This window comes from Streptomyces sp. NPDC006283 (genome assembly GCF_040613325.1).
In the GTDB taxonomy this organism is placed as follows: Bacteria; Actinomycetota; Actinomycetes; order Streptomycetales; family Streptomycetaceae; genus Streptomyces.
Genome location: NZ_JBEXRZ010000155.1, coordinates 1 through 16,459, shown reverse-complemented (window position 1 = coordinate 16,459; position 16,459 = coordinate 1). Strand labels below are relative to the sequence as shown.

At 71.4% G+C, this 16,459-nt stretch carries 16 protein-coding genes, 1 tRNA gene and 1 pseudogene; 11 read left to right on the top strand and 7 right to left on the bottom strand.

Annotated features, from left to right (window positions below; translation table 11 throughout):
* The 3 genes and pseudogenes from ABZ070_RS26250 to ABZ070_RS26240 all read left to right on the top strand — a co-directional run.
* Positions 1-191, top strand: a pseudogene (locus ABZ070_RS26250) (SPFH domain-containing protein); the annotation flags it as partial.
* Positions 192-242: 51 nt separating this feature from the next.
* Positions 243-2,525 carry a sel1 repeat family protein gene (locus ABZ070_RS26245; RefSeq protein WP_356637791.1) on the top strand — a complete coding sequence of 761 codons (2,283 nt, stop codon included), beginning with the start codon at positions 243-245 and terminating at the stop codon, positions 2,523-2,525.
* A gap of 45 nt (positions 2,526-2,570) precedes the next feature.
* Positions 2,571-2,644 (top strand) — tRNA-Met (locus tag ABZ070_RS26240).
* 181 nt (positions 2,645-2,825) lie between these two features.
* Here the strand turns inward: ABZ070_RS26240 and ABZ070_RS26235 are convergent.
* Positions 2,826-3,242 carry a Fur family transcriptional regulator gene (locus tag ABZ070_RS26235; RefSeq protein WP_356637790.1) on the bottom strand — a complete coding sequence of 139 codons (417 nt, stop codon included), beginning with the start codon at positions 3,240-3,242 and terminating at the stop codon, positions 2,826-2,828.
* 143 nt (positions 3,243-3,385) lie between these two features.
* Between ABZ070_RS26235 and ABZ070_RS26230 the strand changes: the two genes are divergently transcribed.
* A complete protein-coding gene (locus ABZ070_RS26230) occupies positions 3,386-4,855 on the top strand; it encodes a catalase (RefSeq protein ID WP_356637792.1) in 1,470 nt (489 codons plus the stop codon).
* Between the two features lie 97 nt (positions 4,856-4,952).
* On the opposite strand, the gene ABZ070_RS26225 is transcribed toward ABZ070_RS26230, so the two are convergent.
* Positions 4,953-5,342: a CBS domain-containing protein gene (locus ABZ070_RS26225; protein ID WP_356637789.1), complete on the bottom strand. Its 390-nt coding sequence runs from the start codon at positions 5,340-5,342 to the stop codon at positions 4,953-4,955.
* A gap of 206 nt (positions 5,343-5,548) precedes the next feature.
* Entirely contained in the window at positions 5,549-6,349 is an 801-nt protein-coding gene (hisN, locus tag ABZ070_RS26220; RefSeq protein ID WP_356637788.1) for a histidinol-phosphatase, read from the bottom strand.
* Positions 6,350-6,507: 158 nt separating this feature from the next.
* Here hisN and ABZ070_RS26215 point away from each other — a divergent pair, with 158 nt between their 5' ends.
* Positions 6,508-7,245, top strand: coding sequence for a TetR/AcrR family transcriptional regulator (locus ABZ070_RS26215; RefSeq protein ID WP_356637787.1), 738 nt, complete (start codon positions 6,508-6,510; stop codon positions 7,243-7,245).
* On the opposite strand, the gene ABZ070_RS26210 is transcribed toward ABZ070_RS26215, so the two are convergent.
* From ABZ070_RS26210 to ABZ070_RS26195, 4 genes are all read right to left on the bottom strand, one after another.
* The gene (locus tag ABZ070_RS26210; protein ID WP_356637786.1) at positions 7,211-7,534 is read right to left on the bottom strand and encodes a multidrug efflux SMR transporter; all 324 of its coding nucleotides are present in this window, start codon (positions 7,532-7,534) and stop codon (positions 7,211-7,213) included. The two genes, ABZ070_RS26215 and ABZ070_RS26210, sit on opposite strands and share 35 nt — an antisense overlap.
* A 139-nt stretch (positions 7,535-7,673) precedes the next feature.
* Entirely contained in the window at positions 7,674-8,687 is a 1,014-nt protein-coding gene (gene rsgA, locus ABZ070_RS26205; RefSeq protein ID WP_356637785.1) for a ribosome small subunit-dependent GTPase A, read from the bottom strand.
* 4 nt (positions 8,688-8,691) lie between these two features.
* Positions 8,692-10,056 carry a 3-phosphoshikimate 1-carboxyvinyltransferase gene (aroA, locus tag ABZ070_RS26200; protein ID WP_356637784.1) on the bottom strand — a complete coding sequence of 455 codons (1,365 nt, stop codon included), beginning with the start codon at positions 10,054-10,056 and terminating at the stop codon, positions 8,692-8,694.
* 111 nt (positions 10,057-10,167) lie between these two features.
* Positions 10,168-10,902: a M50 family metallopeptidase gene (locus ABZ070_RS26195; RefSeq protein ID WP_356637783.1), complete on the bottom strand. Its 735-nt coding sequence runs from the start codon at positions 10,900-10,902 to the stop codon at positions 10,168-10,170.
* 50 nt (positions 10,903-10,952) lie between these two features.
* Here ABZ070_RS26195 and ABZ070_RS26190 point away from each other — a divergent pair, with 50 nt between their 5' ends.
* From ABZ070_RS26190 to ABZ070_RS26165, 6 genes are all read left to right on the top strand, one after another.
* Positions 10,953-11,768, top strand: a complete 816-nt coding sequence (locus ABZ070_RS26190) for an SOS response-associated peptidase (RefSeq protein WP_356637782.1) — start codon at positions 10,953-10,955, stop codon at positions 11,766-11,768.
* A gap of 138 nt (positions 11,769-11,906) precedes the next feature.
* Positions 11,907-12,542: an alpha/beta family hydrolase gene (locus ABZ070_RS26185; RefSeq protein ID WP_356637781.1), complete on the top strand. Its 636-nt coding sequence runs from the start codon at positions 11,907-11,909 to the stop codon at positions 12,540-12,542.
* A 247-nt stretch (positions 12,543-12,789) separates the two neighbouring features.
* Entirely contained in the window at positions 12,790-13,455 is a 666-nt protein-coding gene (locus ABZ070_RS26180) for a sigma-70 family RNA polymerase sigma factor (protein ID WP_356637780.1), read from the top strand.
* Entirely contained in the window at positions 13,452-13,748 is a 297-nt protein-coding gene (rsrA, locus tag ABZ070_RS26175; protein WP_356637779.1) for a mycothiol system anti-sigma-R factor, read from the top strand. The genes ABZ070_RS26180 and rsrA overlap by 4 nt, the downstream gene beginning before the upstream one ends.
* A gap of 186 nt (positions 13,749-13,934) precedes the next feature.
* Positions 13,935-15,296, top strand: coding sequence for an HD-GYP domain-containing protein (locus tag ABZ070_RS26170; RefSeq protein WP_356637778.1), 1,362 nt, complete (start codon positions 13,935-13,937; stop codon positions 15,294-15,296).
* A 25-nt stretch (positions 15,297-15,321) separates the two neighbouring features.
* Positions 15,322-16,459: hypothetical protein (locus tag ABZ070_RS26165; RefSeq protein WP_356637777.1), on the top strand; the 1,138-nt coding region annotated here is incomplete at its 3' end.

The following is a 16,459-nucleotide window of genomic DNA, read 5'->3' as shown; positions in this document are numbered from 1 at the left end:
ACCCGATCGAGCTGGCCGCGGTGGTGGTGTGGAAGGTGGAGGACACCGCCCAGGCGATGTTCGAGGTGGACGACTTCCTCGAGTTCGTCTCCACATCTTGTGGCGCCGAAGTGCGTGCCGTGCGCCCTCAGTTGGGGCTGAACGTGTTTGACTTATCTCTCTGTGGGCATGTCGACAAAACGCTGAAGTGACCTCACTGGCTGCGGTATACCAGGTGTACGCGGGTTGCAGGTGGTGCGACGATGGATTTTATGGGGGACAGGGCAACTCTGTTGGAGACAGGGCGGTTTGTGCAGCCGCATGCCGGAAACGTGGCCGATGTGACCGACGTAGTGGGTCGAGCGGACCACGTGGGCAACGATGTCGGCGCCGACGACGGCAATGTCGACGCCATGGAGACCGCCGGCGCCGAGGCGCGCCACCGGCGTGCCGCCGAAGCCGGCGACACCGCGGCCATGAGTGTCCTCGGCGCTCTGCTGCTGCGTCGGGGGGACCTCGACGGAGCGGAGCCCTACCTGCGCGGTGCGACCGCTGACGGCGACCGTGCCGCGGCCAACAACCTGGGCGTACTTCTGCATCAGCGCGGCTATGCGGAGGAAGCGGCCGGCTGGTGGCGGATCGCCGCCGTGGCCGGCTCGGCCGCGGCGGCGCACGCCTTGGGGCGCCACTTCCGAGAGCGCGGCGACGAGCCCGCTGCCGAGTACTGGCTGCGACAGTCCGCCGAACAGGGCCACGCGCTGGGCGCATACGCCCTCGCGGACCTGTTGGAGCACCGCAGTGACGTGGGCGCGGAGCGCTGGCTGCGCGCGGCGGCCGAGCAGGGCCATCGAGAGGCCGCGTACCGCCTTGCCCGCGCTCTGGAGCGCCGGGCGGTGGAGGAGTCCCGCACGGGCGACGAGGCCGGCCGGCTGGTCCGCAGCGAGCCCGTGGCCGAGGCCGGGGTTTCCGCGCGGGCCGTGCGACGGTCCCCGTCGGCGGACGGAGGCCGGGGCGTGACCCTGCCAGGGCCGCGGTCCGGGGAAGCGCCGATGGGCGGCGCCCGTGCAGGCGCCGGCTCCGGCGTCCGCGGCGCGGGTGCGGCTCGGGGCGACGCGGCCCGCGGTGCCGGAGCGTCCGGTGCCGGGGGGACCGGCCACGTTTGGCAGACGGACGCCGCCCTGCGCACGCTCGCCGACGCGGAGGAAGCGGGCCGTGCCAGTGCTGGTGCCGGTGCCGACGAGCCGGGCCGCGCCGGGCGTCGGGCGCGGCCGGACGGCGCTGCCGGACCCGATACGCCCGGCGCGGGCGTCGGCAGCCCGCCACCGGCCCGGTCCGGTCTGATCGACGAGGCCGCTCAGTGGTACCGCCAGGCCGCCGCGCGCGGACACCGGCGTGCCGCCCTGCACCTCGGGGCGATCCTGGAGAAGCGCGGCGAACTCAAGGAGGCCGGGCGGTGGTACCTCACGTCCGCCAAGGACGGCGAGGCCCGCGCCGCCTGTGCGCTCGCGTTCCTGCTGCGCGACGCCGGCGACGAGGAGAGCGCCGCCGTGTGGTGGCTGCGCGCTGCCCAGGACGGCGACGGCAACGCCGCCAACGCCCTCGGCGCCCTGCACGCCGCACGCGGGGAGCAGCAGACCGCAGAGCGCTGGTACCGCGCAGCGATGGACGCGGGCGACGTCAACGGCGCGTACAACCTGGGGCTGCTCTGCGCCGCCCAGGACCGCACGGCTCAGGCGGAGCAGTGGTACCGCCGTGCCGCCTACGCGGGTCACCGCGAGGCGGCGAACGCGCTCGCCGTCCTGCTGCTGCAGGCCGGCGACCCGGTCGGCGCGGAGCCGTGGTTCTCCAAGGCCGCGGAGGCCGGCAGCGTGGACGCCGCGTTCAACCTGGGCATCCTTCACGCGGGCCGTGACGACGACCGCACGGCGCTCTCCTGGTACGAGCGCGCCGCGGCTGCCGGGCACACGGAGGCGGCGCTCCAAGTGGGCATGGCCCTGCTCAGGGACGGCGACGAGCACGGTGCCGAGCGTCATCTGCGCTGCGCCGCGGGGGGCGGCAGTGCGGAGGCGGCCTTCCGGCTCGCCACCGTGCTGGACGCCCGGCGTCCGGCGCTCGGTCCGCCCGCCCTGGGCGAGCCGATGGCCGAGAGGAGCGAGTGCGAGGAGTGGTACGAGCGCGCCGCCGAGCAGGGGCACCGCCGTGCCCAGGTGCGTGTCGGCATGCTCGCCGCGGCCCGCGGTGACATGACGGACGCCGCGCGCTGGTACCGGGAGGCGGCCGAAGCGGGCAGCCGCAGTGGTGCCTTCAACCTCGGGCTGCTCCTCGCCCGCGAGGGCAGCGAACGCGAAGCCGCCCTGTGGTGGGCCCGCGCCGCCCGGGCGGGGCACGGCCGGGCGGCACTGCGCCTCGCGCTGCTCGCCGCCCGCAGGGGAGAGCTCGCCGAGGGGCAGCGCTGGTGCACCAGGGCCGTCGAGCTGGGGCCGGCCGAGGTGACGGAGCGGGCGGCGCGGCTGCGGGAGGCTCTGCTCCAGGAGCTCACTGCTTAGCGATTTGCGCTGGTCGGCGGGGTACCGTAATGTTGTGTTCACCGACGCGGGGTGGAGCAGCTCGGTAGCTCGCTGGGCTCATAACCCAGAGGTCGCAGGTTCAAATCCTGTCCCCGCTACTGAACCGAAGGCCCGGATCCTCAAGGATCCGGGCCTTCGGCGTTCGTGCGGCCAGGCATGCCAAGCGGGTTCGGGCATTTCAAGCACCCCTCGGGGCACGTCAAGACCCTCCGGCGCACATGAGGCGTGAGGCGAGGCCCCCGATGCCGGAGCATCGGGGGCCTCGCCTCATGTTGTGAGCTATGCCGCGGCGCAGTTCGGGCAGGTGCCGCGGTAGGTGACCTCGACGTCCGAGATCGTGAAGCCGAAGCGCTCCGTGTCCGGGAGGTCGGCGAGCGGGTTGCCCGCCGGGTGCACGTCGCGGATCGTGCCGCAGCGGGCGCAGACCAAGTGCTGGTGCGGCTGGTGCGCGTTCGGGTCGTACCGCTTGGCGCGACGGTCGGTGGACACCTCGAGAACCTCGCCGAGGCTGACCAGCTCGCCCAAGGTGTTGTAGACGGTCGCCCGGGAGATCTCGGGCAGCCTCGTCACCGCGCGAGCGTGCACCTCGTCGGCGGTCAGATGGACATGCTCGCCGTCGAGGACCTCGGCCACGACACGCCGCTGTGCGGTCATACGCCAGCCGCGTCCGCGAAGTCGTTCCAACAGGTCACTCATGAGGACCAGCCTAACAGTGGTGGGACCGAGTCCCGAACGGGTGTGACTTTGGATGTTCACTTGACTTAGACAAAGTCCATCGTAGGATCGAGTGCGGCGCAGGCCAAGGGCAGGCTGTGCCGGAGAAGACAACTGGGCAGTACATGACGCAGGAGGCGCACGTGACGCAGGGACCGCTCACCACGGAGGCCGGGGCTCCGGTCGCCGACAACCAGAACAGCGAGACCGCGGGCGTCGGCGGACCGGTGCTGGTCCAGGACCAGTTGCTGCTCGAGAAGCTCGCGCACTTCAACCGGGAGCGCATCCCGGAGCGTGTCGTCCATGCCCGCGGTGCCGGCGCCTACGGCACCTTCACGCTGACCCGCGACGTCTCGCAGTGGACCCGTGCCGCGTTCCTCTCCGAGGTCGGCAAGCAGACGGAGACGTTCCTGCGCTTCTCCACCGTCGCCGGCAACCTCGGCGCGGCGGACGCCGTCCGTGACCCGCGCGGCTGGGCGCTGAAGTTCTACACCGAAGAGGGCAACTACGACCTCGTCGGCAACAACACCCCGGTGTTCTTCATCAAGGACGCCATCAAGTTCCCGGACTTCATCCACACCCAGAAGCGCGACCCGTACACAGGCTCGCAGGAAGCGGACAACGTCTGGGACTTCTGGGGTCTGTCGCCCGAGTCCACGCACCAGGTGACCTGGCTGTTCGGTGACCGCGGCATTCCCGCGTCGTACCGGCACATGAACGGCTACGGCTCCCACACGTACCAGTGGAACAACGAGGCCGGCGAGGTCTTCTGGGTCAAGTACCACTTCAAGACCGACCAGGGGATCAAGAACCTCACCACCGACGAGGCCAACCGCCTCTCCGGTGTGGACCCGGACTCGCACCAGCGCGACCTGCGCGAGGCCATCGAGCGCGGTGACTTCCCGACCTGGACCGTGCAGGTGCAGATCATGCCGGCGGCGGAAGCGGCCACCTACCGCTTTAACCCGTTCGACCTCACCAAGGTGTGGCCGCACGAGGACTACCCGCCCATCGAGATCGGCAAGCTGGAGCTCAACCGCAACCCGGAGAACATCTTCGCCGAGGTCGAGCAGTCGATCTTCAGCCCCGCCCACTTCGTGCCGGGCATCGGCCCCTCGCCCGACAAGATGCTCCAGGGCCGTCTGTTCGCGTACGGCGACGCCCACCGCTACCGCGTCGGTATCAACGCCGACCACCTGCCGGTGAACCGCCCCCACGCCACGGAGGCGCGCACCAACTCCCGCGACGGCTTCCTGTACGACGGCCGTCACAAGGGCACGAAGAACTACGAGCCGAACAGCTTCGGCGGCCCGTACCAGACGGACCGCCCGCTGTGGCAGCCCACTCCCGTCTCCGGGGCGACCGGCGACCACGCGGCTCCGGCGCACGGCGAGGACAACGACTTCGTCCAGGCCGGCAACCTCTACCGCCTGATGTCCGAGGACGAGAAGGAGCGCCTGATCGGCAACCTCTCGCAGTTCATCGCCAAGGTGTCGCGTGACGACATCGCCGAGCGGGCGATCAACAACTTCCGCCAGGCGGACGGCGACTTCGGCAAGCGGCTCGAAGCCGCGGTCCAGGCCCTGCGCGGCTGAAGGTCCCGCTTGTCGTAGAAGAAGGGGCCGGATTCCTCACGGGATCCGGCCCCTTCCGCGTGCGCGGCAAGCGTGCGCCGTACGCGGAGAGTGGTGCCTAGGCGGCTGCGTGGCGCCTGGCCGGGGCCCAGCAGCGGATGATGTCGCGGACGGAGACGATGCCGATGGGGCCGTCGCCGTCCGTCACGATCAGATGGCGGAAGCCGCCGTGCGCCATTGCCTCGGCCGCCTCCTCCAGGGTCCAGGCAGGCGCGGCGAAGACGACGTCGGTGGTGGTGTGGGTGCCGGCGGTCTCGAGATCGGGGTCCTGTCCAAGGCCCAGGGAGTTGAGGACGTCGCGCTCGGTGAGGATGCCGAGGCTCGAGTCGGGGTCGAGGACCACGGCCGCGCCCACGCGGCGCGCGGCCATCAGCCGGGCCGCTTGGCGGAGCGTGTGTGCGGGGCCGATGGTGAGGACCACCGTGCTCATGGCGTCACGGACGAGCATGAAAGGAGCCACCTCCTTGGTGATCGGCCGTTCGAGAACCGATTCACAAGTTCACAAGTGGGGGGACTCTCAGAGTTGCAGTACGGGGGGAATGCGGCAAGGGGGCGTGCGCGGCGTCTTCGGCCCGCCCACGCGCCCGCTGATCGCCCGGCGTACGCCGTCTCGAGCGACCGGTCGCGGCCGCCCGGTACGGCCTGTCCGGCCGACTAGTAACGCTGGTTGAGGTAGCCCAGCAGCTCGTGGTGGAGCAGCCCGTTCGACGCCGCGGCATTACCGCTGTGCGGGCCGTCCTGTCCGTCGAGGCCCGTGAACGAGCCGCCCGCCTCCTGCACCACGATCGCCGGCGCCGCCATGTCCCACAGCGACAGCTCCGGCTCGGCGCAGATGTCCACCGATCCCTCGGCGACCATCATGTAGGGCCAGAAGTCGCCGTAGCCCCGGGTGCGCCAGACCGCCCGCGTCAGGTCCATGAACCCGTCGAGACGGCCCTGTGCCTCCCAGCCCGACAGGGACGAGTACGCGAACGAGGCGTCCTGTATGCGCTCCACCTTGGACACCTGCAGCCGCGTCGCGGAGGTCAGGCTCCGGCCGGTGTACGCGCCGCCGCCCTTCGCGGCCCACCAGCGCCGGCCGAGAGCCGGCGCCGACACCACGCCCACCACCGGCTGGTAGCCGCCCTCGCCGGCCTCCATCAGGGCGATCAGCGTCGCCCAGACCGGCACACCGCGCACATAGTTCTTGGTGCCGTCGATCGGGTCGACGACCCAGCGGCGGGGACCCGTGCCCTCGATGCCGAACTCCTCGCCGAGGATCGCGTCGCGGGGCCGTGCCCGCTGGAGCTGCCCGCGGATCAGCTCCTCCGCAGCCTTGTCGGCCTCGCTCACTGGAGTCATGTCCGGCTTGGTCTCGACCTTGAGGTCCAGAGCCTTGAACCGCTCCATGGTGGTGGCGTCGGCGGCGTCGGCGAGGACGTGGGCGAGGCGCAGATCATCGTGGTAGTCGGGCATGTCAGCCACTCTATCGGGGAGGGTCCGTCCCTTTCCCGGGCGGCCGTGGCGCCCCTGCGGACGCCTTCCCGCTGCCTGCCACCGCCTGCAGTGTCTCTTGACAGTGGAAGGCCACCCGTCAACCCTGTGACGGGAGTTGCTCTGCCGGGGAGGCGCCGATGCCTGCAGCGCGGGAGTTACTGCTGAACGCCGCTTTCGCGGCACTGCGCGACCTGCCGTGGTCCGCGGTGCGGATGGTCGACGTCGCCTCCGCCGCCGAAGTCTCCCGCCAGACCCTCTACAACGAGTTCGGCAGCAAGGACGGCCTCGCCCGCGCCCTCGTGCGCCGCGAGGCCGACTCGTACCTGCGTGGCGTGGAACGGCTCCTCGGGCAGAGCGCCGGGGCCGGTGAGCGGCTCGTGTCCGTCGCCGAATGGACCGTCGGCGAGGCGCGGGCGAGGCCCGTGCTGCGCGCCTTGCTCACCGGCTGCTGGGAGGAGCAGCTGCCGGTACCGAAGCCGGTACGCAGCGGGGCCGCACTCTCCGGAGTGCCGGCGCAGCGGCGAGCGGACGCGCGACCCCCGCTTCCGGCCGAGCTGGTCGCCGCGGTGCGGGACAGGTCGCTGGCGAGCCTGCGCCGGGGCCGAAGGCTCAGGGACGGGCGTGCGGCCGACGAACCGGCTGACTTTCCGCAGCGCTGCGAACTCGCGGTGCGGCTGGCGCTCTCCTATGTCGTCGCACCCGCCGGCGGGAGCGTCGCGCAGCTGGTGCGGGCGGCCGTGTGCGACGGGGGTGATGCGACGGGCCCCGGAGCGGACGGAGTCGGTGCGACGCCTCCGGGAGCCGACCGGGTCAGTGCGACGCGTCCGAGAGCCGACCGGGTCAGTGTGACGAGCCCGAGAGCTGGAGACCGATGACGCCGACGATCACCAGCGTGATCGAGACGATCTTGAGGGTGGAGACGAGGTCGTCGAGGAATACCATGCCGTAGATCGCCGTACCGGCCGCGCCGATGCCGGTCCAGACCGCGTAGGCCGGGCCCACGTCGAGCTTCTTCAGCGCCAGCGTCAGCAGGCCGAAGCTGCCCAGGGCGAAAACGGCGAAGGCGATCGTGGGCCACAGCCTCGTGAAGCCGTGCGACAGCTTGAGGCAGACCGCGAAGCCCGTTTCGAGAAGTCCGGCAACCACCACCAGCAGCCACGCCATTGGTCCGGGGCCTCCCACGTCGTCGATGACTGCTCGGTCCGGGACTGCTCGGTCCGGTCGTGGATCGGTCCGGAACTGCTCGTCCGACTTGGTGCGATTATGCACTTACCAGCTGTCGCCCACGGCAAACGTGGATGACTCAGTCGCCTTCGCGTCGCTCGCGGGTGGCGAGCAGCCGCCGCAGTGAGTAGAGCCGCGCCGGATCGGCGTGCCCTTCGGCCACCCACGCGTCGAGGGCGCAGTCCTGCTCGTCGTGACTGCAGGCGCGCGGACAGCCCTCCGTGCCGGGCACCAGGTCCGGGAACGCGTTGATGACCCGGGACGGGTCGACATGGTGCAGGCCGAAGGAGCGCACGCCCGGGGTGTCGATCACCCAGCCCCCCTGCTTGTCGGCGAGCGGAAGGGCGAGCGCTGAGGTCGTGGTGTGCCGGCCGCGTCCCGTGACAGCGTTGACGAGACCGGTGGTCCGTCGCCGCTCCTCGGGGACCAAGGCGTTGACCAGGGTCGTCTTGCCGACTCCCGAGTGCCCGACGAAGGCGGTCGTCCGCCCCACCAGATGCTCCCGGACGCGGTCCGCGGCAAGACCGTCGACGAACTCCTCGCGCGTGGTCACCACATGGGGGACACCGAGCGCCCCGTACATCTCCAGCAGCTCGTCGGGCGAGGCCAGGTCCGACTTGGTCAGGACGAGGAGCGGCTCGAGCCCGCCGTCGTACGCGGCCACCAGACAGCGGTCGACCAGGCGCGGGCGCGGCTCGGGATCGGCGAGTGCGGTGACGATGGCGAGCTGGTCGGCGTTGGCGACGACCACACGCTCGAACGGGTCGTCGTCGTCGGCCGTGCGGCGCAGTACCGACGACCGGGGTTCGATGCGCACGATCCGCGCCAGCGTGTCCTTGTCGCCGGAGAGATCGCCGACGATGCCGACACGGTCCCCGACGACGGCCGCCTTGCGGCCCAGCTCACGGGCCTTCATCGCGGTGATCACCCGGTCCTCGACGAGGCAGGTCAGCCGGCCGCGGTCGACGGTGAGGACCATGCCCTCCAAGGCGTCCTCGTGCTTGGGGCGGATGTTGGTCCGGGGCCGGTTGCCCTTGCGGTTGGGGCGGGACCGGATGTCGTCCTCGTCGGTGTGCTTGCCGTAGCGGCGCATGACGTCAGGCCCCGAGCATTTCGGCCCACATCTGCGGGAAGTCGGGCAAGGTCTTGGCCGTCGTCGCCACGTTCTCGATCTGGACGTCCGGCACCGCGAGCCCGATGACCGAGCCTGCCGTCGCCATCCGGTGGTCGTCGTAGGTGCGGAAGACGCCGCCGTGCAGGGGGCGCGGGCGGATGTGCAGTCCGTCCTCCGTCTCGGTGACATCGCCGCCGAGCTCGTTGATCTCTTTGGTGAGAGCCGCCAGCCGGTCCGTCTCGTGAAGCCGCAGATGCGCCACGCCACGCAGCGTCGAGGGGGAGTCGGCGAGCGCCGCGACGGCCGCGATGCCTGGGGTCAGCTCGCCGACCTCGCCGAGGTCGACGTCGATGCCGCGGATGCGGCCGCTGCCGGTGAAGACCAGCGCCGTGCCGTTGGGCGTCGTCGTCAGTTCGCAGGAACCGCCCATCTCGGTGAAGATCTCGCGCAGCGCGTCACCGGGCTGGGTGGTCCGCTCGGGCCAGTCGGGGATCGTCACCCGGCCGCCCGTCACCAGCGCCGCCGCCAGGAACGGCTGGGCGTTGGACAGGTCGGGCTCGATCGTCAGGTCACGGCCGAGCAGCGCGCTGTGCGACACGCGCCAGACGTCCGGCTCGCCGCCGGTCTCCGGCTCGTCGACCTGGGCGCCCACGGCGCGCAGCATGTCGACGGTCATCCGGATGTGGGGCATGGAGGGCAGCCGGCCGCCGACGTGCCGGACCTCGACGCCCTGGTTGAAGCGAGGCGCGGAGAGCAGCAGGGCGGAGACGAACTGGGACGACGACGAGGCGTCGATGCGCACCGGCCCCCCCTCCAGGGCGCCGCCGCCGTGCACGGTCATCGGCAGCGAGCCGCGGCCGTCGTCGTCGATCCGGGCGCCGAGGGTGCGCAGCGCGTCGATGACACCGTGCAGGGGGCGCTCGTAGGAACGCGGGTCGCCGTCGAAGCGGATCGGGCCGTCCGCGAGGGCGGCGACGGGCGGCAGGAAGCGCATGACCGTACCCGCGTTGCCGACGTCGACGGTGGCCGGCCCGTGCAGGCCGGAGGGGATGACACGCCAGGCCTCGCCCGCCGCGGCGACGGCTTTGCCGTCGTCGGTGCCGCCGGTGGTGCTGGACGAGACGGTCTCCTCGATGCCCACGCCCATCGCCTGCAGGGCGGCGGACATCAGCAGGGTGTCGCGTGAGCGCAGCGGACGGCGCAGCCAGCCCGGCTCCGCGGCGAGCGCGGCCAGTACCAGAGCGCGGTTGGTCACTGATTTCGAACCGGGCACGGTGACCGTCGCTTCGACGGCTCCGGTCGCGAGAGGGGCGGGCCAGAGGGCGGGGTGCACGGCGCTTTCGGTCATGGCCATCACTTTAGTGGCTCGGGGCGAGCGCAGATCTTGATCAGATATGGGGAAACCGGGGCGTAACGGCGGCGTGGTAGGGCGCAGGGCTCGACGGCGGGCGGCCCCGTCTCACAGACCGAGCAGCCAGCGGCCGCCGCCGATCAGCGAGCAGAGCGCGACCGCGTGAAAGAAGAAGAGCCAGATCGCCGGCGGCACATGAGTGAGCCTGGCGAGCTGGTCGGCGTCCGAGTCGGGGGCGCCGCCGTGCCGCCGCTTGGACTGGAGCTCGAAGACCGGCCGTACGCCGCCGAGCAGCATGAACCACACCGCTGTGTATGCGAAGACGGACTGCACGCCGGGTGACGTCAGCCACGACACCAGCAGGAACGCCGCGCCGGTGACGGTCACGGTCAGCACCCCGTACGCGTTGCGCACCATCACCAGAAGCGCGAGCAGCAGCGCGGTCGCCAGCCACAGCAGCAGCGTGATGTGGTGCGCGGCCAGCAGCCAGGCGCCTCCGAGGCCGAGCAGCGGGGCGGCGGTGTAGCCCGCGGTGGCGGTCAGGATCATCCCGATGCCGGTCGGCTTGCCGCGGCTGACGGTCAGACCGCTGGTGTCGGAGTGCAGCCGGATGCTCTGCAGCTTGCGGCCCGTGACCAGCGCCACGAGTCCGTGGCCGCCCTCGTGGGCGATCGTGACCGCGTTCCGCGTCAGCCGCCACAGCACGTTGGGCATGACGGCGGCGAGCGCGACGAGACCTGTGACGGCGACGAGCCACGGCTCCGGGGCGCTCTGTGTGCCGAAGACGCGGTCCCACAGGTCGGTGAGCGGCGCATTCGCTGCGGCGGCGTGTGTGGTGACCATTTCGCGGGCGGCTCCCTCGGACGGCGTACGGAAGTGGCAGTCTGGCACCTATGTGCGGACGGTATGCAGCGAGTCGTAGGCCCGAGGACCTCGTGGGGCTCTTCGAGGTCGAGAAATGGGAGCCCGAGGAGACGCTGGCGCCCGACTGGAACGTGGCCCCCACAAAAGAGGTCTACGCGGTTCTCGAACGCCCTGTTAAGGACGCCGCCGACCGCCGTCCGGTTCGCCAGCTGCGCACGCTGAAGTGGGGACTCGTGCCGTCCTGGGCGAAGTCGCCGGAGGGCGCGGCACGGATGATCAACGCGCGGGCCGAGACGGTGCACGAGAAGCCGTCGTTCCGCACACCCTTCGTCTCCCGGCGCTGCATCCTTCCTGCCGACGGCTATTACGAGTGGGTGACCGGTCAGGGAGAGCGCGAGCTCGAGGTCGAGGGGAAGAAGAAGCGGCCGAGGAAGCAGCCGTACTTCGTCACGCCCTCGGACGGGTCGGTCTTCGCGATGGCGGGCCTCTACGAGTTCTGGCGCGACCGGACTCTGCCGGACGACCATCCGCAGGCGTGGTGGGCGACCTGCTCCGTGATCACGACGGAGGCGGAGGCGGGACCGCTGGGAGTGGCGCCGGCGGAGGGGCCGCGGTCGCTGTCGGACATTCATCCGCGGATGCCGCTGATGCTGACGCAGGACCGGTGGGACGCGTGGCTGGACCCGTCCCGGACCGACCCCGACCAGCTCCGGTCGCTGCTGGAGCCGCCGCCGGGCGGGCTGATGCGGGCCTACGCGGTGACGACGGCGGTGAGCAACGTGCGCAACAACGGTCCGGAGCTGCTGGAGGAGCTGGCCGGGCCGGAGGAAGCGACGCTGTTCTGAGAGGAAGCGCGCCTGCGGGTGAGGGGGCCGCACACTGATCCGGCCCGACGAAACGAAACACTGATCCGGCCCGACCAAACGAAAGACCACAGGCGGACGCCCCGCGCAGCCGCTCCCCCGCCGGGAGAGAATGTCCGGATGGAGCGGAGAGAGATCGTCGCTGTCGGCGGCCAAGAGGCTCGGATCACCTGGCTCGTGGCCGGCGACGCCCGCCTTGTGCTCGCGCTCGGCCACGGCGCCGGTGGCGGGATCGAGGCACGGGACCTGCAGGCGATCGCCGCCGCGCTGCCGGGGGACGGCGTCACCGTCGCGCTCGTCGAGCAGCCGTGGCGCGTTGCCGGCAAGAAGCTCGCCCCGGCGCCGAAGACCCTGGACGCCGGGTGGCGGGACCTCTGGCCGGCGCTCGCGAAGAAGGGGCTGCCCGTCGTCGCCGGCGGACGCAGCGCCGGCGCCCGGGTGGCCTGCCGGACCGCCGTAGAGCTCGGCGCCGCGGGCGTGCTCGCGCTGAGCTTCCCGCTGCACCCGCCCGGCCGGCCGGAGAAGTCCCGCGCGGACGAGCTCCTCGGTGCGGGTGTGCCGACGCTGGTCGTCCAGGGCGGGGCCGATCCGTTCGGCAAGCCGGAGGAGTTCCCCGAAGGGGCGTACGAGCTCGTGGAAGTGCCGTACGGGGATCACGGTTTCGCCGTGCCCAAGCGGGCCGGGATCGAGGAGGCCGAGACGCTCCGCACGATCACGGACGCTGTGACGCAGTGGACACGGACGCTACGGGAATGACACCCGTGCCCCGGCTGTTGTGGCGGATGTCAGTACGGAGCGTGAGTAGGGAGTCCGCCGCATGGGTACGACCTTCTGCCCGACAGCCGAGCGCAGCACGGAGCTCGAGTGGACGGTGCTGTCGTCGGGCAAGACCGGGGCGGCTTCGGCGGCGGCTGATGTGAATCGGCAGCGCCCGGGCCACCAAGGTCGACTATTCTCCGATTCGAGTGGGTCCGCATTCGGCCCCACCACAGCGTTGGAGGAGGTGGGTCCGGTCACTGGGACCGACGCAGGGACCGACGACGGTCAGGCGCAGAAGTCCGAGGAGACGACTGCCGAGCGCAATGCCCGCTTCGAGCGGGACGCTCTCGGCTATCTGGACCAGATGTACTCGGCCGCACTGCGCATGACGCGCAATCCCGCCGATGCCGAGGATCTTGTGCAGGAGACGTACGCGAAGGCGTACGGGTCCTTCCACCAGTTCCGTGAGGGGACCAACCTCAAGGCGTGGATGTACCGGATTCTCACGAACACGTTCATCAACTCCTACCGCAAGAAGCAGCGCGAACCACAGCGCAGCGCCGCGGAGGAGATCGAGGACTGGCAGCTCGCGCGCGCCGAGTCGCACATGTCGACGGGGTTGCGTTCCGCCGAGTCGCAGGCCCTTGACCATCTGCCGGATTCGGACGTCAAGGAAGCGCTGCAGGCGATCCCCGAGGAGTTCCGGATCGCGGTTTATCTTGCCGACGTAGAGGGCTTTGCGTACAAGGAGATCGCGGACATCATGGGAACACCCATCGGTACGGTGATGTCCCGCCTGCACCGTGGCCGCCGCCAACTGCGCGGAATGCTCGAGGACTACGCCCGCGAGCGCGGGCTCGTCCCGGCCGGTGCGGGGGAGTCGAACGACGCGAAAGGCTCGGGCTCATGAGCTGCGGAGAGCCGCACGAGACGGACTGCTCAGAGGTCCTGGACCATCTCTACGAGTTTCTCGACCATGAGATGCCCGACAGCGACTGCACGAAGTTCGAGGTGCACTTCGAGGAGTGCTCCCCGTGCCTGGAGAAGTACGGCCTGGAGCAGGCCGTGAAGAAGCTGGTCAAGCGGTGCTGCGGGCAGGACGACGTGCCCAGCGACCTGCGGGCCAAGGTCATGGGGCGCATCGACCTGATCCGGTCGGGTCAGGCCGTGCCCGACAGCGATGTGGCGACCGCCCAGGAGTAGGCGCCGGCACATACACGCGCACACGGTGCGCCGCGGCAACCGCGGCGCACCTTCTGCGTTCGCCCGCCGTTCAATCGCGCTCGCCGTCACCCGAACGTGCGAATGCTCGGTGTACCGCCTCCCGTGACGCTCCGACTCGCTAGCGTTGCGCTGCTTCGAGGAGGGCGCTGAGGAGGGTGCGGGGCAGTGACTGGCATACCGAGGGCAGCGCGCGCCTGCATCGCCGCCGCGGTCCTGTGCGCCGTCGCCGCCATGTCCCCGCTCGTGTCGACGGGTTCCGCCGCCGCGCCGCCGTGGGGCAGGGTCCTGCTGCTCACGGGCCTGTACGCCGGGTGCGAGCTCCCCGCGCGCCGGCGCCATCCCGGCGACTCCGTCCCTGTAGGGGCGGGCACGTTCTTCCCGGTGCTGCTCGCCGCGGCCTTTCTGCTGCCGCCTGCGGCAGCCGCGCTGGTGCCCCTGCCCGGCGCGCTGCTCGGACAGGTGGACGGCCCGGCGGCCTCTGCCCGGCGGATCTGGCGAGCGGCGCAGCTCGCGCTCGCGACATGGGCGGCCGCCCATGCGTATCAGCTGCTCGGCGGTGAACGGGTCCCGAGGGCACCGGACTTCCCCTACGCACTGGTGCCGGCGTTGGCCGGTGCGCTCGCCTTCTGTCTGCTGCTGACCCTCCTCGACGGCGGAATCCGCGCGACGGCGGAACGGGTTCCGTGGCGCGGTGCATGGCGGGGGCTCTCGCTCGCGTCGTCGGCCCCGCACTGTGTGCACGGGCTCGCCGGGCTGATGATGGCGGTGCTGTGGGGCAGCCCGTACGGGCCGCTGTCGGCCCTCTTCGTGCTGCTGCCCATGTACATCTCCTGCTGGATCTTCGCCCAGTACCACCGTGAGCGCGCCGCCCACCAGGCGACGATCCGGGCGCTGGTGCAGGCCGTCGACATCAAGGACCGGTACACACGCGGGCACAGCGAACGGGTCGGGCGGGCCTCGGTGCTGATCGCCCGGGAGCTCCGCATGGAGGAAGAGCGCCTGGAGGTCGTCCGGTTCGCCGGGATCCTGCACGACGTGGGCAAGCTCGGCGTTCCGACGAGGGTGCTGCGCAAGGAGGGGCCGCTGACACCGGAGGAGCGGCGGGTGATCGAACTGCATCCGGAGTACGGGCACGAGATGGTGCGCGGTATCGGCTTTCTCGGGGAGGCGCGCGCCGCGATCCTGCACCACCACGAGCGGATGGACGGCAGCGGCTATCCGTACGGTCTCGTCGGGAGCCAGATCCCCGAATTCGCGCGTGTGGTGGCGGTCGCGGACGCGTTCGACGCGATGACGTCCACGCGTTGCTACCGGCGCGCGCGGCCGGTGGCCGTCGCGCTCGAAGAGTTGGAGCGGTGCGCGGGCACGCAGTTCGATCCGCGGATGGTGCGGGCCCTTGTGCGGGCGCTTGAGCGGCACGGGTGGCAGACATCGGTGATGTCGGACGAGGCGGCGGTGCCGGTGGGCCCGTCCCGGCTGCCGGGGACACCGGGGACAGGGGCTTCGCATCAGTTACGGACAGGCTGAGCGGCCGCCGGGCCCGCGGCAGCGCGTGAACAGCGTCCAGGGGCGCCGTTCCGCGGGTGTCGTGCACGCCGTCCGCGCCGCCGCGGTCGTCGTGACGGCGTCCGCTCTCGTCTGGGTCGTCGTCCACGGACTGGTGCAGCCGGGGAACGCCCTCGCCTTCGGTGGGTTCATCGCACTTGGGGAGCTCGCCCGGTGGGAGGCCGTGCCGAGGACGGGGGAGCCTCCTGTGCTCGAAGGTCCCGGTGTGCGGGAGCCCGCTCCGCTCGGCGCCGCGGGCGCGCTCGCGTACGCCCTGCTCGGCGAGTGCGCCGGGGAGCCGACGGGGCACGGCGCCTTTCAGGTCGTGGCCGTCGTCGTCGCCGCGGCACTCGTCGGCGCCGTGCCGAACGTCGCCCGCGGGCAGGGCCCCGCACTCGATCATGTGGCGCGGCGGGTGCTGACCGTCGCCTTCGCCGCCGTGTGCTTCCAACCGATGTACATTTCCGGCGCGTTGGACCTCCGGCTGGGACACGGACCGTACTACGCGCTCTTCCTGCTGGTCCTGCTCGTGCTGACCGCCCTGTGCGACGCCGTACTGGCCGCCGCGATGCTGCGCGCCCGTACGCTGCCCGGCCCCGGACGAGCCGGTGGCGCTGCCGTCCCGTTCGGGCCGCTGCTCCGCGACGAACTGCGGGCACTGCTGGGGATCGGGTCCGCCGTCTGCGCGACGGGCGCCGTCATGGCCCTCGCCGTGGCCGTCGCCGGCCTGTGGGCGCTGCCCGTGTTCTGCGTTCCGCTGCTCCTCACCCAGCTGTCGTTCCGGCGGTACACGGCCGTGCGCACCACCTACGGGCAGACCATCGCCTCCTTGGCCCGCGCGACCGAGGTCGCCGGCTACACCCGGCCGGGCCACGCCCACCGGGTCGCGGCGCTCAGCACGGCCGTCGGACGCGACATGGGCTTGTCCGGCCCCGAACTGACCGTGCTGGAGTACGCGGCGCTGATGCACGACATCGGCCAGCTGTCCCTCGTCGACCCCGTCCCGGAGGGCGCCACCGCCTTGCTGCCCGCCGCCGAGCAGCGCCGTATCGCGCGGCTCGGCGTACTCGCCCACCGGTCCCACCGGCTCCTGTTCGTTGCAGCCGCCGGAGCCCACGGACACCAGCGGGTAGACGTTCCCCGTC